At 64.5% G+C, this 23869-nt stretch carries 20 protein-coding genes; 12 read left to right on the top strand and 8 right to left on the bottom strand.

The window, feature by feature from the left end:
* The first annotated feature begins 4 nt into the window (after window positions 1-4).
* The 3 genes from sigE (at window position 5) to tatB (ending at window position 1790) form a co-directional block, all read left to right on the top strand.
* Window positions 5-646: an RNA polymerase sigma factor SigE gene (sigE, locus tag B7E02_RS09890; protein ID WP_080795578.1), complete on the top strand. Its 642-nt coding sequence runs from the start codon at window positions 5-7 to the stop codon at window positions 644-646.
* Between the two features lie 130 nt (window positions 647-776).
* Window positions 777-1277, top strand: a complete 501-nt coding sequence (locus B7E02_RS09885) for an anti-sigma factor (RefSeq protein WP_080795576.1) — start codon at window positions 777-779, stop codon at window positions 1275-1277.
* Between the two features lie 33 nt (window positions 1278-1310).
* Complete coding sequence (gene tatB / locus B7E02_RS09880) at window positions 1311-1790, top strand: Sec-independent protein translocase subunit TatB (protein WP_080795573.1); 480 nt, start codon at window positions 1311-1313, stop codon at window positions 1788-1790.
* Here tatB and B7E02_RS09875 read toward each other — a convergent pair.
* From B7E02_RS09875 to B7E02_RS09865, 3 genes are read right to left on the bottom strand one after another with little or no spacing between them, the layout of a single operon-like run.
* A complete protein-coding gene (locus B7E02_RS09875; protein WP_080795571.1) occupies window positions 1787-2917 on the bottom strand; it encodes an Mrp/NBP35 family ATP-binding protein in 1131 nt (376 codons plus the stop codon). The two genes, tatB and B7E02_RS09875, sit on opposite strands and share 4 nt — an antisense overlap.
* Window positions 2918-2953: 36 nt before the next feature.
* Window positions 2954-3487 (bottom strand): DUF1003 domain-containing protein, encoded by a 534-nt coding sequence (locus B7E02_RS09870; RefSeq protein ID WP_080795569.1) that lies wholly within the window; start codon window positions 3485-3487, stop codon window positions 2954-2956.
* Window positions 3480-4775 carry a magnesium transporter MgtE N-terminal domain-containing protein gene (locus B7E02_RS09865; protein ID WP_080795565.1) on the bottom strand — a complete coding sequence of 432 codons (1296 nt, stop codon included), beginning with the start codon at window positions 4773-4775 and terminating at the stop codon, window positions 3480-3482. Before B7E02_RS09865 ends, B7E02_RS09870 begins: the two co-directional genes overlap by 8 nt.
* A gap of 132 nt (window positions 4776-4907) precedes the next feature.
* Between B7E02_RS09865 and B7E02_RS09860 the strand changes: the two genes are divergently transcribed.
* From B7E02_RS09860 to B7E02_RS09850, 3 genes are all read left to right on the top strand, one after another.
* Complete coding sequence (locus B7E02_RS09860) at window positions 4908-5423, top strand: YflT domain-containing protein (protein ID WP_080795563.1); 516 nt, start codon at window positions 4908-4910, stop codon at window positions 5421-5423.
* Window positions 5424-5472: 49 nt separating this feature from the next.
* The gene (locus tag B7E02_RS09855) at window positions 5473-6135 is read left to right on the top strand and encodes a type 2 periplasmic-binding domain-containing protein (RefSeq protein WP_143336727.1); all 663 of its coding nucleotides are present in this window, start codon (window positions 5473-5475) and stop codon (window positions 6133-6135) included.
* 96 nt (window positions 6136-6231) lie between these two features.
* Window positions 6232-6783 (top strand): excalibur calcium-binding domain-containing protein, encoded by a 552-nt coding sequence (locus tag B7E02_RS09850; RefSeq protein WP_080796888.1) that lies wholly within the window; start codon window positions 6232-6234, stop codon window positions 6781-6783.
* 116 nt (window positions 6784-6899) lie between these two features.
* Here B7E02_RS09850 and B7E02_RS09845 read toward each other — a convergent pair whose 3' ends face one another.
* From B7E02_RS09845 to B7E02_RS09830, 4 genes are all read right to left on the bottom strand, one after another.
* The gene (locus B7E02_RS09845) at window positions 6900-10577 is read right to left on the bottom strand and encodes a multifunctional oxoglutarate decarboxylase/oxoglutarate dehydrogenase thiamine pyrophosphate-binding subunit/dihydrolipoyllysine-residue succinyltransferase subunit (RefSeq protein ID WP_080795553.1); all 3678 of its coding nucleotides are present in this window, start codon (window positions 10575-10577) and stop codon (window positions 6900-6902) included.
* Between the two features lie 153 nt (window positions 10578-10730).
* The gene (locus tag B7E02_RS09840) at window positions 10731-14390 is read right to left on the bottom strand and encodes an ABC transporter ATP-binding protein (protein ID WP_080795551.1); all 3660 of its coding nucleotides are present in this window, start codon (window positions 14388-14390) and stop codon (window positions 10731-10733) included.
* Between the two features lie 67 nt (window positions 14391-14457).
* Entirely contained in the window at window positions 14458-15084 is a 627-nt protein-coding gene (locus B7E02_RS09835) for a hypothetical protein (protein ID WP_080795550.1), read from the bottom strand.
* A gap of 11 nt (window positions 15085-15095) precedes the next feature.
* The gene (locus B7E02_RS09830; RefSeq protein ID WP_080795549.1) at window positions 15096-15905 is read right to left on the bottom strand and encodes a shikimate 5-dehydrogenase; all 810 of its coding nucleotides are present in this window, start codon (window positions 15903-15905) and stop codon (window positions 15096-15098) included.
* Between the two features lie 109 nt (window positions 15906-16014).
* Here B7E02_RS09830 and B7E02_RS09825 point away from each other — a divergent pair, with 109 nt between their 5' ends.
* From B7E02_RS09825 to B7E02_RS09810, 4 genes are all read left to right on the top strand, one after another.
* On the top strand, window positions 16015-16944 hold the full coding sequence (locus tag B7E02_RS09825; RefSeq protein WP_143336726.1) for a cysteine hydrolase: 930 nt from the start codon (window positions 16015-16017) through the stop codon (window positions 16942-16944).
* 381 nt (window positions 16945-17325) lie between these two features.
* Window positions 17326-19002: a carboxylesterase/lipase family protein gene (locus B7E02_RS09820; RefSeq protein WP_080795543.1), complete on the top strand. Its 1677-nt coding sequence runs from the start codon at window positions 17326-17328 to the stop codon at window positions 19000-19002.
* Window positions 18999-19661, top strand: coding sequence for a (2Fe-2S)-binding protein (locus tag B7E02_RS09815; RefSeq protein ID WP_080795540.1), 663 nt, complete (start codon window positions 18999-19001; stop codon window positions 19659-19661). The genes B7E02_RS09820 and B7E02_RS09815 overlap by 4 nt, the downstream gene beginning before the upstream one ends.
* Before the next feature lie 95 nt (window positions 19662-19756).
* Entirely contained in the window at window positions 19757-20581 is an 825-nt protein-coding gene (locus B7E02_RS09810) for a hypothetical protein (RefSeq protein WP_080795537.1), read from the top strand.
* A 12-nt stretch (window positions 20582-20593) separates the two neighbouring features.
* Here B7E02_RS09810 and B7E02_RS09805 read toward each other — a convergent pair whose 3' ends face one another.
* On the bottom strand, window positions 20594-21088 hold the full coding sequence (locus B7E02_RS09805; RefSeq protein WP_080795535.1) for a hypothetical protein: 495 nt from the start codon (window positions 21086-21088) through the stop codon (window positions 20594-20596).
* 124 nt (window positions 21089-21212) lie between these two features.
* Here B7E02_RS09805 and B7E02_RS09800 point away from each other — a divergent pair, with 124 nt between their 5' ends.
* Together B7E02_RS09800 and B7E02_RS09795 are read left to right on the top strand one after the other, a co-directional pair.
* Window positions 21213-22478, top strand: coding sequence for an MFS transporter (locus B7E02_RS09800; protein WP_080795532.1), 1266 nt, complete (start codon window positions 21213-21215; stop codon window positions 22476-22478).
* On the top strand, window positions 22475-23839 hold the full coding sequence (locus tag B7E02_RS09795) for a DHA2 family efflux MFS transporter permease subunit (RefSeq protein ID WP_080795530.1): 1365 nt from the start codon (window positions 22475-22477) through the stop codon (window positions 23837-23839). Before B7E02_RS09800 ends, B7E02_RS09795 begins: the two co-directional genes overlap by 4 nt.
* Window positions 23840-23869: the final 30 nt, after the last annotated feature.

The raw sequence follows: 23869 nt of genomic DNA, 5'->3' as shown, positions 1-23869 counted from the left end.
CTCCATGGAAAAGAAGTCCCGTGATCTTGCACACGCCGAGTCTGATCAACTTGCCCCGGAAACCACCGAGGAATTGACCGGCACCGCTGCTTTTGATGCTGGACAGGCCGATATGCCGACGTGGGGCGAACTGGTTGCAGAACATGCGGACAGTGTCTACCGCCTGGCTTTCCGACTCTCCGGCAACCAGCATGACGCTGAGGATCTTACCCAGGAGACGTTCATGCGGGTGTTCCGCTCCCTGAAGAACTACCAGCCCGGGACCTTCGAGGGCTGGTTGCACCGAATCACCACCAATCTCTTCCTTGATATGGTCCGACACCGCGGCAAGATCCGCATGGAGGCGCTGCCCGAGGACTATGAGCGGGTTCCGGGTACGGACATGACCCCGGAGCAGGCCTACAGCGTGGCCAACCTCGACCCGGCGCTGCAGAGCGCACTCGATGAGCTCAGCCCTGATTTCCGAGTGGCGGTACTGCTGTGTGACGTCGTCGGGATGAGCTATGACGAGATCGCCGAGACACTCGGTGTGAAGATGGGCACGGTACGTTCACGCATTCACCGCGGACGCAGCCAACTGCGCGCCAGCATCGAGTCCGCGGCCAAGGTAAGTGAGGATGCCTCGCTGCTCGTACCCACCACCTAGTCCGCGTTCGCCTGCCCCCGGGGAGTTTACCCGGGGGTATTCTCGGCCCCGGGAACCTTTGGGTTCCGTCACCCGTTATTACTGATAGGTAACTTGAGACGGCTGAAGCAACAGGAGGTTGTCGGAAACGATGTTTAATTCAGAGTCCGCCGGTGATCTCCATTCCCGCCTCCGGGAACAGGATCGGGACACCGCCGAAGAGACCGGAAAGAAGCCCGACACCGGGCGAATCCGGAAAGTGAAGGCTCTCGGTGGTTCGGTCCGCGACAGGGCACGGAAGAAGACCACGGATTTCGCCTCCGTCGAGCATTTGTCCTCGGATGCCGTCGCCGGTTTTGTGGACAATGAACTCAGCAGGGGTGCCATGCACCGCGCGCGAATACATCTCGTGCACTGTGGTGAGTGCCGCGAGGAGATCAGCAGGCAGCGCGACACCTCCGAGTACCTGCGCGCAGAGTGCTTGTCAGAGGAGGTCTCCGCGCCGAAGGATCTGATGGCCAAACTCGCTGGTATCGCCAATGACTGCGCCCCGGGTCCCGGCGCCGATGAGCTGGCGATGCAGCGCCCGGATTCTTTTGTGGCTAAGGTTGAATCCGTGGTCCGTGCGGTTCGTCGCACCCAGGGCCGCTGACATATTCCTTAACACAGTGAAGGTCCGTCACCTATGTTCTCTAACGTCGGCTGGGGAGAGATTCTCCTGCTTTTCGTCGTCGGCCTCGTCATCATCGGCCCCGAACGCCTTCCGCGTCTGATAGAGGACCTCCGTGCCACCATACTCGCGGCGCGCACCGCGATCACCAACGCGAAACAGCAGCTGGACAATGACTTCGGCGAGGAGTTCGATGAGATCCGCAAACCGATTTCGCAGATCGCCCAGATACAGCGGATGAGTCCGCGCACCGCTATCTCCAAGGCGCTGTTCGACGGCGACAATGAGTTTCTCGATTCCTTCGATCCAAAGAAGATAATGGCCGGTGACACCGCGGGGGAGGCCCACCGCGACAGCCCGAAGAACAAGCTTGACGACGCCACCGTGGTCGAGCGCCCCACCACGCAGTCAGCCCCTGGGAAGCAGGACGCACCGAGGAAGGATGGCCCCGACTACTCCGGTGGTGCCAAAGCAGCCTGGACCGACATCCTCTAGTTTCTGGTCACCCCGAGTCCCAGTGGTTTGCCCACCATGGAGACCTTGCGCACGGCGAGGGTATCGGCAATCTCACGGATGGAGCGTGCGGTGGGGGAGTCCGGCTCTGAGATCGCGATGGGATTTCCCAGGTCGCCACCGATGCGCAGATTTGGATCCAGGGGCACCGAGCCCAGGACGGACACCTCCTCGCCGGTCAGCGCGCTGATTCGCCGGGCGACCTTCTCGCCACCGCCCGATCCGAACACCTCCATCGTGGAACCGTCGGGCATGACCATGGCGCTCATGTTCTCAATGACACCGGCGACCTTCTGATTGGTCTGCAGACTGATGGTGCCGGCGCGCTCGGCGACATCCGCCGCGGCGACCTGGGGAGTGGTGACTATGAGCAGTTCGGCGTTGGGGATCAGCTGGGCGACGGTAATGGCTATATCGCCGGTGCCCGGGGGGAGGTCGAGGAGCAGCACGTCCAGGTCACCCCAGAAGACATCGGTGAGGAACTGCTGGATGGCCCGGTGGAGCATGGGGCCGCGCCAGACGACCGGGGCGTTTCCCTCGACGAAGTGGGCAATCGAGATCATCTTCACGCCGTGCGCCTGCGGTGGCATGATCATATCGTCGACCTGGTGCGGACGGGCGTCGGAACCCAGCATCGCGGGCACGGAATGGCCGTAGATGTCGGCGTCGAGAATACCAACGGAAAGCCCACGCGCAGCCAGCGCGGCCGCCAGGTTGACGGTCATGGAGGACTTGCCCACGCCGCCCTTTCCCGAGGCCACCGCATAGACACGGGTGGTCGAGCCGGGCTGGGCGAAGGGGATCACCGGCTCGGAGGTTTCTCCGCGCAGGCTCACCCGCAGATCGCGGCGCTGCTGATCGCTCATCACGTCGGTGTCCACGCGGACCGCACCCACGCCGGGGACGTCCCTGACCGCGGCCTCGGCGTTGGTGACGATGGTGGTTTTCATCGGGCAAGCCGCGATGGTCAGGTAGATCTCCACCTGAACATCGGAGCCGTCAACGGCCACTGACTTGACCATGCCGAGCTCTGTGATGGGCTTACCGATCTCTGGATCCTCTACGCGGGACAGCGCGCTGCGGACAGCGGATTCGGTTACTTGAGACATCACCTAAAGATAGTAGTCCGGCGCAGCCGGACGCCGTTATGTGGCCACGTCGCCCTGGGTGGGGTCGGTCAGGCGGGCGGCGGAGGCGTCGTCAAGCTTGGCTTCGATGCGCTCGAGCAGGCTGCGCAGATCCTCGAGCTCATGGCGCAGATAGTCGCGGGTGACGGTCTCACCGACGGACAGACGCACACTCGCCAGCTCCCTGGCGAGGAACTCCGTGTCGGCCTTGGTCTGCTCGGAGCGGCGGCGATCCTCGGTGAGGGTGACGCGGTCGCGGTCCTCCTGGCGGTTCTGCGCCAGCAGGATCAGTGGCGCCGCATAGGCGGCCTGGGTGGAAAAGGCCAGGTTGAGCAGGATGAAGGGGTAGGGATCCCAGTTCCAGGCGAAGCCTCCGACATTGAGCAGAATCCAGATGACCACCAGCACGGTCTGCCACATCAGGTACTGACCGGTGCCGAAGAAACGCGCGATGCCCTCCGCGAAGGCTCCCACCGAGTCGGCGTCGTATCTGAACCACTTGGGTGTCCGGCTGACCGGGGTGTCCAGATCGTTGCGGTTGTAATCAGCCATTCTTTACCTCCTTCTTTACGGTGCGTACCCCGGTTTCCCGCCAGTTCTCCGGCAGGAGGTGGTCCAGGAGATCATCCACGGCCACCGCACCGAGGAGATGACCGTTTCCGTCGAGGACCGGACCGCAGACGAGGTTGTAGGTGGCGAAGAACCGTGCGGCCGTCTCCTGATCATCATCGGCGTAGAGCGGCGGTAGATCGGGATCGAGAATACCCCCCACCAGTGAGGACGGCGGCTCGCGCAGAAGCTTCTGCAGGTGCACGCATCCCAGGTACTTACCCGTCGGGGTGGCGGTCGGTGGGCGCACGACGAAGATCAGCGAGGCGAGCGATGTCGGCAGATCGGGATTGCGGGCCATGGCCAGCGCCTCCGCCACGGTGGTCTGCGGATCGATGATCAGCGGCTCCGGGGTCATCAGGGCACCGACGGTGTCGGGGCTGAAACTCATCAGCCGGCGCACCGGGGCGGATTCCTCGGGATCCATCAGCTCCAGCAGGACGTCGGCCTTGGCCTCGGGTAGCTCGCCGAGAAGGTCCGCGGCATCGTCGGGGTCCATCTCCTCCAGCACATCGGCGGCGCGCTCTATGTCGAGGGTTTCGATCAGCTCCGCCTGCCGTTCCTCGGAGAGCTCCTGGAGGATGTCGGCGAGTTTCTCATCGTCGAGCTCGACGGTGACCTCGTTGCGCTGCTGAGTCGGAAGACCGTACAGCATCTTTGCGACGTCCGCGGGCCGCATGTCCTCAAAACCGGCGATGAGCTCGGCCGTGCGGTCGGACTCACCGACACCGGCGGCGGTCACGCCGTGGATATGTGACCAGGGCACCGTGTGCAGCACCGGCCGGCGGCCGAATTTCGGGCGTTGCCCGAACACGGCGACCCTGGACAGCACCCAGTCCCGGGACCGGGTCCGCTCGAGCTCGATGTCGGCGATCTCGACCGGTCGGCCATGGAGGTGATCGAAGTCCGGATCATCGGTCTGGACCTTGGAACCGATGAGGTCGTTCATCACCGTCAGCTCGCCGGCGCGCGTGCGGAAGGCGCGCAGCGACACGGAGCCGGAGATCAGCGTGATCTCGCGGGGCTCAATCGCCGCGATCCTCAGCATGGGTAGAAAGATGCGTCTTTTGTTGTTGACCAGTTCCACGACCAGACCCAGCGCGCGGGAATCATGACCGGCGGGGCGTATCTGCACCACCACATCACGAACCCGGCCGATGACATCGGTGTCGGGGCCGCGCACCACCATTCCGGATAGCCGGCCCGCGTAGACGCGAGAGATTCCACTCATGGCTGCCAATCTTAACGCGTGGGGTGGACACGCGAGGTCGCCGGTGCGGAGGAACCTTCCCACTGATTCAAACGTTGAATTGGTGTACAGGGGATTAAAATCGAGCCAAACCGAAGAAGGGGCACTTTTGACATGACGACGCCATCGCGTGCAGCAGGTCCGGAACGCAATCTCAACCGTAATACCAAGACACGTCCGGAAGGGTGGCCGGTGGGCAGCTTCCAGTCCTACGCAGAGGCGCAGTCGGCGGTGGACATGCTCAGCGACAGGGAGTTTCCTGTCTCCGAACTCACGATCGTGGGGGTTGACCTCATGGAGGTGGAGAAGGTCACCGGCAGGTTGACGTGGGGCCGTGTGATAGCCGGCGGAGCCGCTTCCGGTGCGTGGCTGGGCCTGTTCTTCGGTCTGCTGATGAGTTTCTTCTATGAATCCTGGGGTGCCGCACTCCTCGTGGGTGTGACCATGGGCGTAGTTTTCGGGATCATCACCACGGCGATTCCCTACGCGGCATCCAGGGGACGTCGCGATTTCACCTCGAGCACGCAGATCGTCGCCGGCCGCTATGATGTGCTGTGCACCGCCGACCGCGCACGGGAGGCGCGCGACCTCATCGCCCGCAGTGAGATGGGCCAGCGGACACCGGAGTAGCCGTGCCCGCGCGGGCTTGTCGGCCGCCGCTTCCGCTAAAGTGACCGACATGAAGGTTTCTCGGCGCGGAATAATGCTCACCGCTGCACTGACGACGATTGCCCTCGCGGTATCCGGCTGCAGCGCGCAGTTCGAACCCGAATCGGTGGCACCTGCGGAGAGCGTGGAGAATATCTACGTCTCCGTCCCACGCGGATCCACCGAGAATCTGGTTCTGGGCAAGCTCTACCAGCTGGCTCTGCGTTCCAGTGGGCGCACGACGATCGTGCAGCTCGTGGACGAGGACCCCGAGTCCCGATTCCGTGCACTCGATGAGGGACAGGCCGATCTGACCATCGGATGCGCGGGCGAGCTGCTTGAGCACTTCAACCCCTCGCGAGCAGCTGAACTGGAGCGCGAGTACCTCGCCGAGGGGACAATCGACCCAAACTCGGGGGAATGGCGGGAGGAGGTCTACGATGCGCTCGTGGCGTCACTGCCCGGGCATCTGGCGGCGACCGACCCCTCCAACGCAGTCGCCTGCGAGGGCTCCAACGCACTTCCGCAGAACATTGTCCCGATCTACCGCAAACCCGCACTGAACCGGGAGGAGCGCTCAATTCTCAACGTGGTCGGTGGAACCATCAACACCGCCGATCTGCAAATGCTGATGGGCGAGTACCGGGAGGGGGCCGGTGTGGTCGCCGGATACCTGGCGGGCAAGGGGCTCTAGCTGGAGTTGGCCGACAGGGGTATCCGAAGGATAGTAAAATGTGCTTACTGCTAGTTGATACCTACGCTTTTGCCAGGATGTGCCATGGTATTCGTTATGCGTAAATCACTTGTATCAATCGGAATCGCCCTCGCGCTGACGCTGGGCTCGGTCGCTCCCGCACACGCCTCCACGGAGAGCCTGTCCTCGGGATCCAGCGACGTCTTGTCATCCTCGGGATCCAGCGACGAGCTGTCATCCTCGGGCAGTTCGGAGGATGGGGATGACACCACCGCCATCATCATCGGTGTGGCCGCCGTGATCGCCGTCGGCGGTCTGATCGCGGGCGGGGTCAACTGGGCCGTCCAGCAGCGGATCATCCCGAACCCCCTGCCGGGCATCATTCCGAACCCGCCGGCACCCGCACCTGCTCCGGCACCCGCACCCGCACCTGCTCCGGCACCCGCACCCGCACCGGCACCCGCACCCGCACCTGCGCCGGCACCTGCTCCGGCACCCGCACCCGCACCCGCACCCTCCGCGGCCTCCTACAAGAACTGCACGGCTGTGTGGAACGCGATCGGCCGTCCGATCCGCAGCGGGGAGCCGGGCTATGCACGCCACCTCGACCGCGACGGTGATGGCATCGGTTGTGAGCGTCGCCCCTAGGAACCCGGGCCCCTGAAACCCACTGTCACAAAAACCCACCGGTCTCCCACGTGCACGTGGGAGACCGGTGGGTTAGTCGTTGCCCGCACATCCGCCTGCGGGCGACGCAGTGGCGTTTAGGCCTCGAATGCCTCGTCGATAAGCCTCTTCTCCTCGACGGCGTGAACCTTGGAGACACCGGTGGCGGTGGAGGACTGCGAGCGGCGGGAGATCCGGCGCATGGGCAGCATGTCCGGGATCAGATTGCGCAGGTGCTCGTTGTAGAACGGCCACGCACCCTGGTTCGCAGGCTCATCCTGGACGAAGAGGATCTCCTCGGCGTCCGGGTAGCCGTCGAAGGTGTTCTTCAGTCGGTTGAAGGGGATCGGGTGGAGCATCTCCACACGGACGATGGCGACGTCATCGCGACCATCCTTCTCCTTGCGCTTGGCCAGATCATAGTAGAGCTTGCCGGAGACGAGCATGATCTTCCTGACCTTGTCGGCATCGGTGACCGAGGGGTCGTTGATGACCGACTGGAAGCGCCTGACCTCGGTGAAGTCCTCGGGGGCGGAGGCGGCGGCCTTGTTGCGCAGCATCGACTTCGGGGTGAAGACGATCAGCGGACGCTTCATCTTGCCGAGGCCCTGACGACGCAGCAGATGGAAATAGTTCGCCGGGGTGGACGGCTGAGCGATGGTCATCGAACCCTCGGCGCACATCTGCAGGAAGCGCTCGATGCGTCCCGAGGAGTGGTCCGGGCCCTGGCCCTCGTAGCCGTGGGGGAGCAGCAGGATCACGGAGGAGAGCTGGCCCCACTTGGCCTCGCCGGAGGAGACGTACTCATCGATGATGGTCTGGGCACCATTGGCGAAGTCGCCGAACTGTGCCTCCCAGGCCACGACGGCGTCCGGGTTGCCCACGGAGTAGCCGTACTCGAAGCCCATTCCCGCATACTCGGTGAGCGCGGAGTTATACACCAGGAACTTGCCCTCGCCATGGGACTGCGCAAGATCATTGAGAGGATTGTATTCCTCCGAGGTCCTGGGGTCGATGGCAACGGCGTGCCGCTGGGTGAATGTTCCGCGACGGGTGTCCTCGCCGGCCAGGCGGACGAGCTTGCCCTCGTTGGCCAGTGAGCCGAAGGCGATGAGCTCGCCCCAGCCCCAGTCAATGCCGCCCTCCCTGACGGAGGAGGCGCGCTTCTTGGCCACCGGTGCGACGCGCTGGTGGTACTCGAAGCCCTCGGGCACCTTGGCGAAGGCCTGGCCGAGCTCGAGGAGTTCCTCGCGGGAGATGTTGGTGTCCAGGTCGCGGGTCAGCTCCTGGGAGCCGGTGATTCCCGCCTGAACCTCGGCGTTCTTCTTGCTGGCCTCCTTGACCTCGTTGAACACCGACTCCATCTGATCGTGGAAGTCGCGGACGACGGCCTCGGCGTCATTGCTGGAGAGGTCGCCGCGTCCGAGGAGGTCCTCGGTGTACTGCGCGCGCACGCCCTCCTTCTTGTTGATGATCTCGTACATCTTCGGCTGGGTCATCGAGGGATCATCGGCCTCGTTGTGTCCGCGGCGGCGGAAGCAGACCAGGTCGATGAAGACATCCTTGCCGAAGCGACGACGGTATTCGGTGGCCAGCTGGCCGACCCAGACCACGGCCTCGGGGTCATCACCGTTGACGTGGAAGACCGGGCAACCGAAGGCCTTGGCGTAATCGGTCGCGTAGTGCATGGAACGACTGGAGTCCGGCGTGGTGGTGAAGCCGATCTGGTTGTTGACCACGATGTGGATCGTGCCGCCGACGTCGTATCCGCGCAGCTTGGCCAGGTTGATGGTCTCCGGGACGATGCCCAGGCCCGCGAATGCCGCGTCACCGTGGAGCAGCAGCGGGACGACGGTGAAGCCGTCCTGGCCCTTGTCCAGGAGGTCCTGCTTTGCGCGGACGATGCCCTCCATGACCGGGTTGACGGCCTCGAGGTGGGAGGGGTTCGCGGTCAGGGTGACCTTGATCTCCCCGTCGCCGAACATCTGCAGGTGGGTGCCCGAGGATCCGAGGTGGTACTTGACATCGCCGGAGCCGCCGATCTGGCCCTGCTCCATTTGTCCCTCGAACTCGTTGAAGATCGTCGACAGCGGCTTGCCCACGATGTTGAACAGCACGTTCAGACGACCGCGGTGCGGCATGCCGATGACAACCTCGTCCAGGCCCTGTCCCGCCGCGGTGTCGATCGCGGAATCCATCAGTGGAATCAGCGACTCCGCGCCCTCCAGTGAGAAGCGCTTCTGGCCGACGTACTTGGTCTGCAGGAAGTTCTCGAAGGCCTCGGCGGCATTGAGCTTCTGCAGGATGTACTTCTGCTCGGCGGGGGTGGGCTTGGGCATGCCCGCCTCGAGGCGGTCCTGCAGCCAGGTGCGCTCATCGCGGTCGAGGATGTGGGTGTACTCGGAGCCGACCTTGAGGGTGTAGGCGGCGCGCAGCCGGGACAGCACCTCGCGCAGGGTCATGGTCTCCTTGCCACCGAAACCGCCGACATGGAAGGTGCGGTCCAGGTCCCACAGGGTCAGACCGTTGGTCTCGATGTCGAGATCGCGGTGATCGGGGACGGGCATGCCCGGCTGGACCCACTGCAGCGGGTTGGTGTCCGCGATCAGATGGCCGCGTGAACGGTAGGCCTCGATCAGCTGCATGACGCGGGTGTTCTTGTCCACTCCGGTGTTGGGCAGATCCTGCGCCCAGCGGATCGGGGTGTAGGGCACGTTCATGCACTCGAAGATGTCGTCCCAGAACTTGTCGTCGACAAGCAGTTGGGACATGGTGCGCAGGAACTCACCGGACTCCGCACCCTGGATCACGCGGTGATCATAGGTGGAGGTGATGGTGACCAGCTTGCCCACACCGAGTTCGGCGAGGCGGTCCTCGGAGGCGCCCTGGAATTCGGCGGGGTAGTCCATGGAACCGACACCGATGATGGTGCCCTGACCCTGGGTCAGCCTCGGGACGGAGTGGCGGGTGCCGATACCACCGGGGTTGGTCAGGGAGATGGTCACGCCCTGATAATCGTCCATGGTCAGCTTGCCCTTGCGGGAGCGGGTGACGATATCCTCGTAGGCGTCGATGAACTCCGCGAAGTTCATCCTCTCGGTCTCGTTGATGGCGGCGACCACGAGGGCACGTGAGCCATCCTTCTGCGGCAGGTCGATAGCCAGGCCGAGGTTGATGTGCTCCGGGACGACCAGCGAGGGCTTGCCGTTGGCAACCTCGTAGGAGTTGTTCATGGACGGATGGGCGATCGTGGCCTGGATCGCCGCATAGCCGATGATGTGGGTGAAGGAGATCTTTCCACCGCGGGTCCGCTTGAGCTGGTCGTTGACCATGGCCCGGTTCTCGAACATGAGCCGGGCGGGCATGTCGCGCACCGAGGTGGCGGTGGGGATCTCGAGGGAGAGATCCATGTTCTTCGCGATGGACTTGAAGATGCCCTTGAGCGGGGTTGTTCCCGCCTGCGGCAATTCCTGTTGCTTGGACAGCGCAGACTCCTTGACCTTTTTGCTTTCCACACGAGGGGCGGGCTTCTCCGGCTTGCTTGCCTGCACGGCGGGCTTGCTTGCTTGCACGGGGGGCTTGCTTGCCTGCGCCGCGGGCTTTGCGGCCGGAGCCTTTTTCCCTTCCGGGGTGGCAGCGGGGGTGGCGGAAGGCTCCCCCTGTGACTCGAAGAGATCTCTCCATTCCTTGTCCACGGACGCGGGGTCCTTCTGGAACTGCTGGAACATCTCGTCTACCAGCCACGCGTTCTGGCCGAAAGTACTAGCGCTGCTCACGGCAGGTGCTCGCCTCTTTTCCTTGCTTGTCTTCAACTAATTGCGACGCTTTTTGATCCGCTTATTGATCCACTGTAACGGTGGTTGTCGGCACAATGCCTAGCACCCCAGTTGTAGCACTTTTTGGCTCACAGTTCTCACAAAAATATCGTGTCAGCGAACTAAATGCCACATCCGGGAGTAGGTTCCCTCCCTACCCAGAAGTTCATCGTGGTTTCCGTCCTCAATGATACGTCCCGCCTCCACCACGATGATGCGGTCCGCGCGCTGTGCGGTGGCCAGACGGTGGGCCACGATGATCGAGGTCCGTCCGGCGGTGACCCGTTCGGATGCGTTGAGGATGATGGCCTCGGTGGCCGGGTCGAGGGTGGAGGTGGCTTCGTCCAGGAGCATGATCTCGGGTTCGATGAGCTCCGCCCGGGCCAGGGCGATCAGCTGCCGCTGGCCCGAGGACAGCCCGCGTCCGCGCTCGCCGACACGGTGGTTGAACCCACCGGCGATGGCCGCGATGGCGTCCAGGGCCCCGACGCGTCTCGCCGCGGATTCGATCTCGGCCGCCGTGGCGTCGGGCCGACCGTAGGCGATATTCTCCGCCACGCTTCCGCTGAACAGGTGCGCCTCCTGGGGGACATGGCCGATGCTGCGGCGCCACTGTGCCACCGGGAAATCCCGGATGTCCTTCCCCGAGGCACGGACCGCGCCCCGGGTGGGGTCGTAGAGTCGTTCGAAGAGTTTGACAATGGTGGACTTCCCGGCCCCCGTGGGGCCGACGACCGCCACTGTGGTGGCCGGTTCCACCGACAGCGTGACACCCGTGAGGATCTCGGTGTCCTGGTAGGAGAAGTGGGCGTCGTCAAGCATGAGGGTGCCCCGTGCTGCCTCGCGGGCCCCGGGGTCGGTGCCGGAGTCGGTGACACTGGGCCGGGTCGAGAGCAGTTCGGTGATGCGGCGCAGACCCACCGCCGCCTGCTGGTAGCTGTCGAAGATCTGGCTGAGCTGCTGGATGGGACCGAAGAGCAGGCCCAGGTACATCACGAAGGCAACGAGCACGCCCGGGGAGATGTCACCGCGGGTGACCTGCCAGGCGCCGACACCGAGGATGGCCGCCTGCGTGATCTCCGAGATCGCGCCGATGCCGGGGAAGTAGATGGACACGGCGGTCTGGGAGTTCACACGCAACCGGCGGTAGGTTTCGGCCTCGGCGGCGAAGGTCCGGTTCACCCGCTCCTCCATGCGGAACATCTGGGCCGTGCGCAGGCCGGCGACCGATTCCTGGAAGGTCGCGTTGACCTGGCTGATCTGTTCGCGGCTGTGGGTGTAGAGCCGTGAAGAGACGCGTCGGAACACGATGGTCAGCACGATGATCAGCGGAACCACGCCCATCGCGATGGCCGCCAGGCTCAGGTCCGTGACGGCGAGCATGGTGATGATACCGGTCAGGGTGCCCACGCTGACCACAGTCTGGGCGAGACCCGTCTGTAGGAAGGAACTGAGGTTGTCAATGTCGGTGGTCATGCGAGTCATGATCCGCCCGGACATCGTGCGCTCGAAATAGTCCATGCTCAGACGCAGGAGATGGACGAAGGAACGCAGTCGCAGGCCGAACAGCAGACGCTCTCCCGTGCGCGCGGTGATCACGGTGTTGATGATCGCCGCCAACCAGGACACGAGAACCACCACAGCCCCGACCGCGGCGATGATCCACAGTGTGGCGGTGTCGCGTTCGCGGACACCGTTGTCAATGGCCATGCGCATGAGGGTGGGGAAGATGAGATCGGCCACCACACCGACGACCAGAAGTGCGACCACCGCTGTGATCAGCCACCGCACCTGCCTGAAGAGGCCGCCTAGGCGGAACTCCTCGCTGGTGGTCTTCAGCCGGGCGGTATCCACACGCGGATCCTCGGTGGCGGGCGGAAGTGCCGCGACCTGCTCGAGTAGCTCGGGTGTGGCCGCCATGGACCTGCGCCCGGTGGTGATGTGATAGTGCGTCTCGGCCTCAACGGCCGGCCACAGCTGATCGGGCGTGGGGTCGGGCACGGTTGCCAGCGATTCGCCGGTCCGGAAGTTCAGTGCCATCAGCTCGGTGAAGCGCCGGTTCTCCCGCAGCGCGGTGAAGGTGTCGTAGGCGGTGACGGTGCCGTGCTCTACCAGGGCGATGCGGTCAGCGAGCTCGAGGGTGGAATGGCGGTGGGCGATGATCAGGATGGTGACATCGGCCAGCTCCTCGCGCAGGGCCCGGAAGATGGCGTCCTCGGTGGCGGCGTCGATGGCGGAGGTCGCGTCATCGAGGACGAGCACCCGCGGCCTGGCCAGGAATGCGCGGGCGAGCGCGATACGTTGGCGCTGTCCCCCGGAGAGGGTCAGTCCGCGTTCACCGACCACCTCGTCGTAGCCGTGCTCCAGCTTCCCGATGAACTCATCGGCCTGCGCCATCTCGGCCGCGTGCCTGATCTGCTCATCGCTGGCATCGGCGCCCATGGCGATGTTGTCGCGTATGGAGGCGGAGTAGAGGAAGGCATCATCAAAGACACAGACGATGTTCTCGCGCACCCGCTCGAGACTGGTATCGGGGTAGGGCACGCCACCGATGCTGATCTGTCCCGCATCCGGCTGATAGAAACCCCCGGCCAGCTGGACCGCCATCGTTTTTCCCGAGCCGGTGGGCCCGACGACAACGGTGGTCTCACCCGCCCCGACCTCCAGGTCGAAGCCGTTGAGGATGCCCCCGAACCGGACGTCGCTGAAGTTCAGTGACAGGGGCCGGTCGGGGATCACCGCGGGATCAGCGGGATCGTGGTGCTCGGGTTCGAGGTCGATCACCTCGAAGACGCGGTCGACCGAACTCAGCGCCAGCTGAATGCGCATGAGCATGCCAGACAGGGAACGGGCGACCGCGGAGAGGCTGGTCAGGTAGGTGGAGAAGGCGACAAAGGTACCCACGGTGATCTGCCCGGTCATGGCGAGATAGCCACCGCCGACGATGTTGATCACCAGTGCGATCTGCGGCAGCTGCTCCACCATGGGCAGGAAACGGGCGCTGAGCCGGGCGGTGCGCATGCGCTGCGCGAACAGCTCGCGGGCGGTTCCCTCCAGTCGATCTGCCTCCCGCTCCTCCTGGGCGAAGGCCTTGACAACGCGGATCCCGGTTACGGTCTCCTCGACGTGGCTTGCCAGATCCGCGCCCTTTTGCTGGGCGGCCCAGGTGGAGGCGAAGAGTGCGCGCCTGGAATAGGCCACGGTGGCGAGCAGCAGCGGAACCAGAATGATGGCGATGACGGTCAGCGGCGGGGAGATCATCAGCATGATCACCAGGGTGAGCACCAGCTTGATGATGTTGCCGATGATCATGGGCACCATCGCCAGCATGCTCTGCACCTGGTTGATGTCGCTGATCGACCGGCTGACCACCTGCCCGGTGCGGATCTCGTCCTGACCGGGGCCGTCGAGACGCTGCAGGGAGGCAAGGGTCTTGAGCCGGATGGTGTGCTGCACGCCGATGCTGAGTCTGCCTGCGGTGTACCTGCGCCCGAACTGGGCGAGGTAGCGGGCCAGCGCCACCAGGATCATCAGCGCGATCACGGCCCCGAGCACACTCATGGCGCCGGGGCGGAATCTTTCGATGAAGGAGGTGGTCAGGGTCTGCCCGCCCTGCCCGAGAGCGAGGTCGATGGCACCGCCGGTCAGGAGCGGGAGGGCGAGTTCAAAAAGCGTGGCGGCGATGGCGGCGAGCACGGTGACGGTGGTGAGGCCGGGGTGCTCCCAGGCGACGCCGATCAGTTGCCTAAGGCGGTTGGGTGAGTGTCGGGGCAAGGGTGGGCCTTTCCTGTTCGGTGGGGTGGGTGAGTCCTTTCTTCGACTTCGAGTGGACGTCAGTGTCTCAGAGGGGGCCGAGGGATTCGTAGGTGTTGCGCAGTGCGCGCCGGGCCAGCCTGCGGTTGGCCATCAGACCCAGCACCGCGCCAATACCCAGTGGCATGATTTTGCCCAACCAGGTGAAACGGAAACGCCGCAGGGCCATGCGCAGCAGGCGGCCGTTGACCTCAACGAGGCGTTTGGTGCTGAACCTGCTTATCGACGCCACCGCCGGCACCCCCCGCCGCCGCGCCCCCGGATCCACCAGGGCGGTGCCTGCGGCACCCAGGAGAACCACCAGGATCAGGGCCCTCCGGCGCTCGGGATCGCCGATGTCAACACCGCGCAGATGCGCCGAAGCGGCGGTGTACAGTGCCACGGCATCGAGAAAGACCGCTGATTCCGCACCGATCGCCAGTGCGCCTGTGAAGAATCCGATCCCCGGAACCGCCGCGGCCATGCCGACCCCGGCTCCCGTACCGGACACGGCCCTCATGAAATGCTTGTCAATCAGATTCTGGAGCTCGGCGGGGCTGGCCTCCGGATGCTTGCGACGCAGCCGCCGCACATAACCCTCGATCACGCCCGACTGGATCTGCACGGCCCTGTCCAGGGCGGCAACCAGCTGCCTGTTCGCTTCTCTGCTGCTCATGGGCGTGCCTCCTATGGTTTGGCGTATACCTCCGCGGCTGCAATCTGCTCGTCGGAGGGGCGGACGCCGGTGTAGAGCTCGAACTGCTCGGCGGCCTGGAGTGCGGCTACCTCGCCGCCGTCGATGATCTCCTTCCCCAGGGACCTGGCCGCCCTGATCAGCGGCGTCTCGACCGGGAAGGCAACACAATCGAAGATGACATCGGCGCGGGCGATTTCATCCTCGCCGAAAGATACAACATCGCTGTCGGGTCCATTCATTCCCAGGGGCGTGACATTGACCAGCAATCGGGCACTCTCCGGCACCTCCGCCGAGTACTCCCAACCGAAGCGGTTCGCCAGCGCGGCGCCCGTGGTGTGATTGCGTGCCACCACCGTTCCCTGCAGGCCGTAATCGGCGAGGGCCGCGACGACGGCGTTGGCCATCCCGCCGGACCCGCGCACCGCAACCGGCGTGGCGGCGTCAATCCGGTGAGCCTCAAGCAGGTGTTTCACGGCGGTGTAGTCGGTGTTGTAGCCCTTGAGTGTGCCATCGTCATTGACGATGGTGTTGACCGAACGGATGCGCCGTGCGCTGGGGTCCAGTTCGTCGATAAGCGGGATGACATCCTCCTTGTACGGCATGGACACCCCCGCGCCCCTGATGTTCAGGCCGCGGATGCCGGCGACGGCGGCCGTGATGTCGGCCGGTGCGACCGCTTTGTACAGGTAGTTCAACCCCAGTTCCTGATACAGCCAATTGTGGAAACGCACACCGTGATTCGATGGGCGGGCAGCAAGAGAAATGCACAGGATTGTGTCCCTGTCGACCTGGTTAACCATAGAAGCAAATTTACACACATGTTCCGGTTAAGTGTTGCGGACGTGACGCGATCATGATGTCATCTTGTGCATGACGCAGGTTGGGGGACCCGTCATCTACTCGCGGGGGATGAGCAGGTCCGATCATCAGAGACTGTCCAGCGCGGTGCGCCGGGGGACAATTGCCCGCATCGGTGCCGGGGTATACGTCGATGCCGGGGTGTACCGCGGCATGAACAAGAAGGAGCAGAACCGCCTTCGCATCATCGCGGTGGCCCGGGCACGAGGGATGCCCGTTGTCGGGAGGGCGGCGGCGTTCCTCCACGGATTTCCCTTCGAGTTCCGGATGGAGGCAATCCCGGTCGAGCTGGGGCGAAGGAAAGGGGCGGATAAAACCGGTGCGGTGCTCACCCGTGGCACGGCTCCCGAACTTCCCGGCCACTTCATCGATCGGGCATCCCCCTGGGGAGGGTTCCGGGTCTCCTCAGCGCTGCGGACCACCCTGGACATCGCCCGCTGGCATCCGCTGCCCGAGGCGGTGGGGATGATGGAGGACGGTATAAACCGCAGGCTGTTCACCCCGGCCGACCTGCGACGAGAGGCGGGACACATGAAGGGTGTGCACGCGATCGCCGCGATCGGTCAGGCGGTGGCGCTGAGCAACACCTGCTCCGAAAGCCCGCGGGAATCCCATCTCAAGGCGTGCCTGTTCCGGGCGGGACTGCCGGCGCCGCTGCAACAGGTGGAAATCCGCAATGAAATGCGCGACGCCATCGCCCGTGTCGACTTCCTCTTCGAGCACATCAGCATGGTCATCGAATATGACGGCCAGGGAAAACGCCATGGCCAGGATGGATGGAGCCCGGAGCTTGCCCTGCGCCACGAAATCCAGCGCCACGAGAGGCTGTCGCGGGAGGGCCTTCTCGTTTTCCGCGTTGATTCCACGAACTATCTCGACGGTTCTGCTGTGCGCAAGATCAAGGAAATTCACGAAAGTGCCTCACGCCTGTATCGTCCCTTCCCCGCAACGCGCTATTCAGCCAAGGGGCGGGCGTGGTGACGGGTGGGCGTCGAGAAGCACGGTGTCCGGGCGGCTGAGTGTGGATGGGTGGGGTGAACTCTGGAACCGGGCCCGGATTGGTGCTGGTGGCTGAAACTTTGACCCGGTTGTCCACATCCTGTCAGTGGTCGGTGTGCCTTCTGTGTGCGGGCAGGGGGTTGGGCGTCGAGAAGCACGGTGTCCGGGCGGTGTGGGGGCCTGAGTGTGGATGGGTGGGGTGAACTCTGGAACCGGGCCCGGATTGGTGCTGGTGGCTGAAACTCTGACCCGGTTGTCCACATCCTGTCAGTGGTCGGTGTGCCTTCTGTGTGCGGGCAGGGGGTTGAGTGACCCTTCCCGCAATCGTTGCCCGGCCCGGCGATCCGGCCTAGCCTGGAATCCATGAATGGTTCGGCGTGGACTCCGGGGGACTCGAGGGGACCCGCTAACAGTGCGTCGGGCTCGGTGCTTGCGGATGAGATGGTGGTGCCGACGTCGATAGGCTTTGTTCGCGGCGTGCGCGGCCCGGGCCTGCGCACCTGGCGGGGAATCCCCTTCGGCCGTCGCACCGGCGGCAAGTATCGCTTCCGCGCGCCGCGACCGGTGAAGAAGTGGCAGGGCATCCGGGAGTGCTCGGTGTTCGGCGACCCCGCGGTCCAACCGACCTACTCCTGGACGGACAAGGTGCGGGGTTCGGAGGACTGCCTGAACCTGGACATCGTGCGCCCCGACTCAGATGAACAGTTGCCTGTCGTGGTGTACCTGCACGGCGGTTCCTACATCATGGGTTCCTCCCATGAGAAGGCGCTGCGGGGGTACAACCTGGTCAGGACCATGGACGTGGTGTACGTCTCGGTCAATTTCCGGCTGGGTGCGCTGGGTTACCTCGATCTGCGTTCACTTGGCGGGGACTGTGTTGCCAATCCCGCCCTTCATGATCAGCTGCTGGCGCTGCGCTGGGTCCACGACAATATCGAGAACTTCGGTGGCGATCCCTCCAACGTGACCCTGATGGGGGAGTCGGCGGGGGCCGCGGCGGTGATTTCCCTGATGTGCGTACCCGCCGCACAGGGGCTTTTTCATCGCGCGGTGGCGCAGTCCACCCCGGTCGCCTCGGTGCATTCCCACACGCAGTCCAAGCTGTGGGCTCGGGAGCTGGTGTATCGCATGGCACTGCCCAGGGAGACGACGCTGGACGAGCTCCGCCAGGAATCCGCAGATGATCTGGTGCGCGCGGGTCAGTCCATGATGTGGCGCACGGGGGAGCTTCTGCAGCTGAACTCCTGCTACGGCCCGACGGTCGACGGGACGCTGCTGCCCGATCATCCGCTGACGATGTTTGAGCAGGGGAAGCAGGCGCGGGTGCCACTGATCATCGGTACCAATTCTGATGAGACATCCTTTTCCAAGGCCTTCTACCTGCGCAACTCCGCCAGGAAGCGGGCCGCGCTGCGCATGCTCCAGGTCTTTGATCCGGAGAACGCCGAAGGTGTCCTCGCCGCTTACGATGATGCCGAGAACCGTTCGGATTTCGCCGAGCTGCTGGCCGATGCGTTGTTCTGGGCGCCCTCGGTCCGGCTCGCCCAGGCCCATTCCCTCCACGAGCCGACCTGGATGTACCGCTTCGACTACGCCCCGGATTCGATGAGGCGGATCGGTCTCGGTGCGATCCATTCCTTCGAGCTCAATGCGGTCTTCGGCGACCATGATTCCTCGCGGAGCATGAACCTGAGCAAGATAGGGGGCGGTGCGGACAACCTGTCCGAGATCACGGATCTGGTCCAGCATCATTGGCGCGAGTTCATTCATGGGGGTCGCCCGGGTGCAGAATGGCGTGCGTACCGGTCGCGCACCGATGATGAGCCGGGCTTCGGGACGTTTGTCATCGACAACCACAGCCGCATGGTCTGGGATCCGAAGCAGGCGAAGCGACGCGCCTGGGAGAACTACGACATGCTCGAGTGGGGGACCGGTCGCCCCGACCTCGCCAGTGAACTCGACTTCCTGGAGAAGGAAGATGACACGGTCCCGGAGATGCGCTTGATGAGCCGGATGCAGACGTTCGGCAGTCGGGGATGAGTGTCTTCGCGCAGCTTCTCGCGCAGTATCCGCGGTTCGCCGACACCCTGGTTCCGCGAGCCGATTCGCAGCCGATCGACCTGGAGACCCTCAGCGAACCCTCCACGGTGATTGCCGCAATCGGCGCGGGGCAGCGGATCTTTCAGCTGCGCCAGCCCAAGCATGCGGGCCAGTTGTGGTTCTACAGTCTGTGCAATGCGCTCGTTGCCCCCTCGGTGACCGTGATGGTCGAGTTCGATGAAGTCCCCAGCCTTGATATCGGGGAGGGTATGCTGCACCGGGTAGATGACTTCTGGTTCGGCTTCTCCACCACCGCCCGCCGTTCTCCCGGCGACTACCGGGGCAGCGGGATGGCGTTCGGGGCGTCGATGAGCGGGGTGGTGGACACGTTGTGCGCGCTCACCGATCTGCGCCCGGCCCCGCTGTGGGCGGTGGCCGCCGACTGCCTGGCGATGGCCGCGGTGCAGGCAGGGGAGGAGGCCTTCGAGGAGGATCTCGCGGCCACCGTGGCAACCGAGCTTGTCGACGGCCTGAACACCCGCCACACGGCGCCGGCCGTGCGCTTCGACGCCTCCGGGCACCTGCGGCGCGCCAGCTGTTGCATGATTTTCCACTCGCCCAGTGCGGGGATGTGTCTGTCCTGTCCGGCGAAGGTGTGAATCGCCCGGCACCGCGCGGGATGCGGCGCTAGGCTGGTCGACAGTGTCCGCGGGGCAGTCCCCGGCACAACCCCAGAGGAAGGTCTTCACCGAACATGAGCTTTTTCGAGGACATCGCAGCCGCTCTCGACAATGACGGTATCGAGTCGCGCGTCAATGGCGACACAATGTTCGTTCCGATCACTTCTGACCTGGAGATCCAGTTCGTCGAGATCGATTCCCTCCTACCCGCGGCAAATGTCTACATCGCCGCCGCGAACGTTGATGAAGATGATGAGGACTTCGAGGCCGTTCTGGTCTCGGTGGTGTTCTCCGTCGAAGATGCGGTGGCAGCCGTGGCGAAGCACGTGGCCACCGACCAGGTGGTCACGGTGCTGCGCGACCTGCTCGAGGGCACCGATGAGCGCATCGAGGACCTTGAGTTCTACCAGGATGGCATCAACGCCAACCTCGTTCGCGCAGCGGTCGCCCAGAATTCCGAGCTGCAGGTCCTGGTCGAGGTAGAGAACGGTGTACCCACGGCCGCCGTCAGTTTCGTTGCCGTCGGCGAATCCTTCGAGGATCTGGTGGATCAGGCCATCGAGGAACTCTGGGAGTCCGACGGGGATGCGGTGCTGTCCGAGGAGGATCGCCAGCGCATGTTCGCGAACCTGACCTCGGAACTCGAGTTCGCCACCGAGGAGGTGCTCGATCTGGGAACCTTCACCGATTTTGATCTGCTGTTCGATGTCCTTTCACTTGCCGACGACCAGGCCGAGGACTGGGAGGAGCAGCTCGTCCCCTTCGATGATGAGGAGTTTGACGAGCCGGATGTCTACGACCTATACGTCGATGATTCCGACGATGATGACGATGACGATGATTCCGACGATGAGGGCGACTACATAGACGGCGACGAGGACGGCGAGGGCGCGGAGTAGACCGCCGAGGGATCAGGCCGCCCTGGCCCGCCCCTGAAACAGCGACGCGGGCGAGGGGACGGGGAGAAAGTGGGAATCGACGAGCCAGCAGAATGTCGGTGTCGCTTCATCCCTGAGCTCGTGGACGGAGGTGATGTTCTGTCCCGTGAGAAGTGCGCGCACCCATCCCTCGGCGAGGGGCGCGGAGACGCGGTAGCCATCGGCATTGCTCAGTCTGACGGTGATCAGGTACGCGGGCTCGCCTTCGCCGCCGGAGGCCGTGAGCAGATCCCGGGTCTCCCTGCCCACGCAGTGGCGTGACAGGGTGAGGGAGAGCGGATCCGTTCCCGGAAGTGGTGGAAGCTGGATCCTCGGTGGACGCCAGGTGGGTATGGGTCGGGCGAGGGAACGCGGGTGGCGCATCATGGATCCCACGTCCGAGAGCACAGTGGGGAAGACCTCATGGAGATGCTCGGCGTAGTCGGTGCTGCTGGGTTGGGGCCTGAAGGGGTTTCGGTGGGTGATCATGGTGCACACGGTAGAACGCGGGGTGGACACACAGGTGTGCAGTATGGAAAATTTGTTCGAATAATGCGGTGAGGTGCTGGTCAGGTGGATTTAAACCCCGCGTGCGTCTAGCCTTGAATGCGAAATGGTGAATAGACAACAAAATGCCAGCGGTGCAGCCGCTGCGGTGGGTGGGACGGTCGCCGGGGGCGTCGTCAGGCAGAGGGTGCCCGAACAGATCTGGGTTCTTGTCGCCGCGGCCTTCATCATCGCGCTGGGATACGGACTGATCGCGCCGATCCTCCCGCAGTTCGTGGTGACCTTCGACGTCAGTCTGGCCGCGGCGAGCGCCGTCGTCTCGGTGTTCGCCGGGACGAGACTGCTGTTCGCGCCGGTGTCCGGGCGGCTGATCGATCGGATCGGGTCGCGGAAGGTATATCTGACCGGCCTGGCCACCGTGGCGGTGACCACGGGCCTGGTCGCCCTCGCCCAGGACTACTGGCAGGTGCTGCTGCTGCGGGCGCTCGCGGGGGTGGGATCGACGATGTTCACTGTCTCCGCAATGGGGCTGATCGTGAGGATGGCCCCCGCCGAGATCCGTGGCCGCTGCTCCTCGGTCTATGCCTCCGCCTTCCTTTTCGGCAGCATCATCGGACCCGTCCTCGGTGCGGCGATGTCCGCCCTCGGGATGCGCCCTCCCTTCGCCATCTACGGTGCCTCGGTCGCGCTGGCCGCGCTCGTGGTGTGGTGGCGGATGCCCAGAACCGACGCCCCGCTGAGCACCGGGACGACGCGGCAGGTCGAACCCCTGCACTTCCGTGAGACCATCCGCGATTCCGCCTACCGCAGTGCTCTGGTGGGGGCCTTTGCCAACGGATGGTCGAACTTCGGGGTCAGGGTGGCCACGCTGCCCCTGTTCGTCGCCGCGGTCTTTGATAACGGTGGCGCGGCCGCGGGCTTCGCCATGGCGGCCTTCGCCGCTGGCAATGCCATCTGCCTGCAACTCTCGGGCACGCTCTCGGACACCCACGGGCGCAAACCGCTGATTATCAGCGGTCTGGTGATCAATTCGGTGTTCACCGCGTCCCTGGGATTTGCTGATCAGTTCTGGCTGCTCATCGCACTCTCGGCCATGGCCGGCGTGGGCGCCGGCCTGATGAATCCCAGCCAGCAGGCCGTGCTCGGCGACGTCATCGGAAGCGGTCGGCCCGGCGGCCGCATCCTGGCCAATTTTCAGATGGCGCAGGACTTCGGGGCGATCACCGGACCCATCCTGGTCGGAATGATCGCACAGTCGCTGGGATTCCACTACGGCTTCCTCCTATGCGGCGCCATCGGCCTGTGCGCCGCCGCCTACTGGTTCCTCGGGCGGGAGACCCTGCCCTCGGCGCAGCAGCAGGGCACCGCATGAGTACACCCGCGCCGATCCCGGAACCCAGGGCGTGGAGGGCACTCGGTGCCCTGAGCGTGGGTCTGTTTCTCACGCTGCTGGATCAGTCGCTGGTGGCGGTCGCGCTCCCCAGCATCCGGGAGGATCTCGGCGCCAGCCTCAACCAGGCGGTGTGGGTCTCCGCGATCTATCTCCTGACCTTCGCGGTCCCGCTGCTGATCACCGGCCGCCTGGGCGACAGGTACGGCCAGCGCAGCATCTACCTGCTCGGCATGTCCATCTTCACCGCTGCCGCCCTGGCGTGTGTGCTCGCCCCGTCGATCGAGTGGCTGATCGTTGCCCGCGCGGTGCAGGGATTGGGCGGTTCCCTGTTGAACCCCCAGCCGCTGAGTATCATCCACCGCATCTTCGCGCACAGCAGACGGGGAGCGGCAACCGGTGTGTGGAGCGCGGTCGCCTCCTCCGCAGGTCTCTTCGGCCCCGTCATCGGGGGATTTCTGGTGGGGGGACTGGGATGGCGGGCGGTGTTCTTTGTCTACGTTCCCCTCGGGGTGCTGTCGCTGGTCATGGTCGCCCGCTACATCCCGCACCTTCCCCCTGGGACCGGGCGCATCGACTATCTCTCCGGACTGGTCAGCCTGATCGCGGTCCTCGGTATCGTCTCGGCTCTTCAGCAGGGCCCTGAACTGGGGTGGAATGCGGTGGTGTGGCTGAGTCTCGGGATCGGCATCGCCGCCTTCACCCTGTTCATCCGGATGCAGCGGACGTCGGGTGCCCCGCTGGTTCCCTTGAGACTTTTCAACACCCGCAACTTCTCCCTCGGCATCATCGCGGTGTTCGGGCTCGGCTTCACTGTCTATTCCATCAACCTCCCGATCATGCTCTATCTCCAGGTGGGACAGGGAGTCCCCGTGGAACAGGCGGGACTGATGCTGGTTCCGATGGGGGTGCTCTCGGTGATCATCTCGCCGCTCATCGGCCGACTCACCGACCGTGTCGCCCCAGGGCTGATCTCCAGGATCGGCTTCGCCTCGATGCTCGCGGCGGTGACGGTATTCGGCGTCCTGATGCACCTGGGGGCCGAACCCGGCTGGCTGATGATCGCCATTCTTCTGCTGGGCGTGGCCAACGCGGCATGCTGGGCCCCGAATTCCACGATCTCGCTGCGAGACGTGCCCGCCGATCTCGTCGGGTCCGCATCCGGTGTCTACAACACCTCCCGCCAGGTCGGCGCGGTGCTGGGTGCGGCCTCACTGGGGGCCGTGATGCAGATGGGACCGGCCGGCCACTCCTATGGCGCGAGCATGGGCAATGCCATCCTTCTCACCCTGGTTCCCCTGGTTGCGGGATGGGTCGCGGTCTCCCGCTTCCGTGCGCAGTGACCGGCCCCCGCAACCTACCGCAGCCAACCG

Source organism: Corynebacterium pacaense (assembly GCF_900169525.1).
Lineage (GTDB): Bacteria > Actinomycetota > Actinomycetes > Mycobacteriales > Mycobacteriaceae > Corynebacterium > Corynebacterium pacaense.
Note: the sequence above shows the minus strand (reverse complement) of the source record. Positions and strands in the feature narration are given on the sequence as shown.

Bases quoted from the DNA above. Each gene is read 5' to 3' on its own strand.
- B7E02_RS09870 (WP_080795569.1), bottom strand. From the start codon at position 3,487: ATGGCTGATTACAACCGCAACGATCTGGACACCCCGGTCAGCCGGACA.
- B7E02_RS09855 (WP_143336727.1), top strand. From the start codon at position 5,473: ATGAAGGTTTCTCGGCGCGGAATAATGCTCACCGCTGCACTGACGACG.
- B7E02_RS09885 (WP_080795576.1), top strand. From the start codon at position 777: ATGTTTAATTCAGAGTCCGCCGGTGATCTCCATTCCCGCCTCCGGGAA.
- B7E02_RS09795 (WP_080795530.1), top strand. From the start codon at position 22,475: ATGAGTACACCCGCGCCGATCCCGGAACCCAGGGCGTGGAGGGCACTC.
- B7E02_RS09830 (WP_080795549.1), bottom strand. From the start codon at position 15,905: ATGGTTAACCAGGTCGACAGGGACACAATCCTGTGCATTTCTCTTGCT.
- B7E02_RS09850 (WP_080796888.1), top strand. From the start codon at position 6,232: ATGCGTAAATCACTTGTATCAATCGGAATCGCCCTCGCGCTGACGCTG.
- B7E02_RS09800 (WP_080795532.1), top strand. From the start codon at position 21,213: ATGGTGAATAGACAACAAAATGCCAGCGGTGCAGCCGCTGCGGTGGGT.
- B7E02_RS09835 (WP_080795550.1), bottom strand. From the start codon at position 15,084: ATGAGCAGCAGAGAAGCGAACAGGCAGCTGGTTGCCGCCCTGGACAGG.
- B7E02_RS09810 (WP_080795537.1), top strand. From the start codon at position 19,757: ATGAGCTTTTTCGAGGACATCGCAGCCGCTCTCGACAATGACGGTATC.
- B7E02_RS09815 (WP_080795540.1), top strand. From the start codon at position 18,999: ATGAGTGTCTTCGCGCAGCTTCTCGCGCAGTATCCGCGGTTCGCCGAC.
- B7E02_RS09820 (WP_080795543.1), top strand. From the start codon at position 17,326: ATGAATGGTTCGGCGTGGACTCCGGGGGACTCGAGGGGACCCGCTAAC.
- B7E02_RS09825 (WP_143336726.1), top strand. From the start codon at position 16,015: ATGAGCAGGTCCGATCATCAGAGACTGTCCAGCGCGGTGCGCCGGGGG.
- B7E02_RS09860 (WP_080795563.1), top strand. From the start codon at position 4,908: ATGACGACGCCATCGCGTGCAGCAGGTCCGGAACGCAATCTCAACCGT.
- B7E02_RS09805 (WP_080795535.1), bottom strand. From the start codon at position 21,088: ATGATCACCCACCGAAACCCCTTCAGGCCCCAACCCAGCAGCACCGAC.
- sigE (WP_080795578.1), top strand. From the start codon at position 5: ATGGAAAAGAAGTCCCGTGATCTTGCACACGCCGAGTCTGATCAACTT.
- B7E02_RS09865 (WP_080795565.1), bottom strand. From the start codon at position 4,775: ATGAGTGGAATCTCTCGCGTCTACGCGGGCCGGCTATCCGGAATGGTG.
- B7E02_RS09875 (WP_080795571.1), bottom strand. From the start codon at position 2,917: ATGTCTCAAGTAACCGAATCCGCTGTCCGCAGCGCGCTGTCCCGCGTA.
- tatB (WP_080795573.1), top strand. From the start codon at position 1,311: ATGTTCTCTAACGTCGGCTGGGGAGAGATTCTCCTGCTTTTCGTCGTC.